Annotated in this window: 1 pseudogene; it reads left to right on the plus strand. The window is 54.5% G+C overall.

The features are described from left to right. Positions 1 to 178 precede the first annotated feature (178 nt). Positions 179 to 1,049: pseudogene (locus K6N12_RS33520) on the plus strand (Ulp1 family isopeptidase); the annotation flags it as partial.

Genomic DNA, 1,049 nt, shown 5'->3' on the forward strand with positions numbered 1-1,049 from the left:
GCATCCTGATGACGAGACCCGTATCAACCAGTTCGCGGAAGCAGTCCGAAACTACGAAATTCTACCCGACGGTAGCGTCGGCCGAGGGGACGGAAGGGTTCCCGAGGCTACCGTCGAGAACAATTTATGGGTTCTTAGGGGGTTCGCTCGTTGGCTCCGAGCAGAGAACAGAGATTCGATGGCTTCTCGGCTTTTAAACGATCCAGATTCACTAGCCGTTGATATCGCGGATTATTTGGCAAGCGGTGGGGATGGTCGGAACCGTCTTAAGTCAGCACTGTCTCATTTCAGGAGGCTCGGACCTGAGGGGCAAGAACTCCAAGCCGTTGGACCTGGGCCGCGCCTGATGGGACGCCAGATACATGATCCTTATCCCGACGACGCCCGCGTCATTGATAGCTTGGCCAAGGAAGAGCTGAGTAAGTTCGGACCGGTCTCGACTTCCCGGAATAATACCAGTCACCAACGAAAGTTTAGCGCTTGGCTCAAAAGGGAGGGCAGGGAGAGCATAGTCAGCCGGCTCACCGGCAGTGATGAGCAGCAACAGTCGTTGAAGGAGGATTTTAGGGCCTTTACCAAGGAGGAAGGAAAAAAAGTGGTCGTGAGTTTCGATCGGCTGCGGCAGTATCTAGGCGCCGAGTCGCAGTTGAAACAGCATCATCCTTATCCCGACGACGCCCGCATCATTGATGACCTAGCCAAGGAAGCGCTGAGCAAGCTCGGATCGAACTCGACTTCCAAGAGGAATGTTGTCTGGAATATGGCCAGCAATCAACGAAAGTTTAGCGATTGGCTCCAAAGGGAGGGCAGGGAGAGCATAGTCAGCCGACTCACCGGTACTGATCAGCAGCGACAGTCGTTGAAAAAAGATTACCAAGACTTCACCGAAGACATGGGAAAAAAACTCAATATGTCTTTCAATCGGCTTCGGCAGTACCAGCAAGTCGTTGAGGCGAACGCAGCGTCGGGGTTGTCCCCTGAGCAGGCAAGTGGCCGGGAACCGGCCGGTCTGGACGGCCGTTCGGATTCACGTGCCGAGTTCAGATCAA

Source organism: Rhizobium redzepovicii, from assembly GCF_019793435.1.
Taxonomy (GTDB): domain Bacteria; phylum Pseudomonadota; class Alphaproteobacteria; order Rhizobiales; family Rhizobiaceae; genus Rhizobium; species Rhizobium redzepovicii.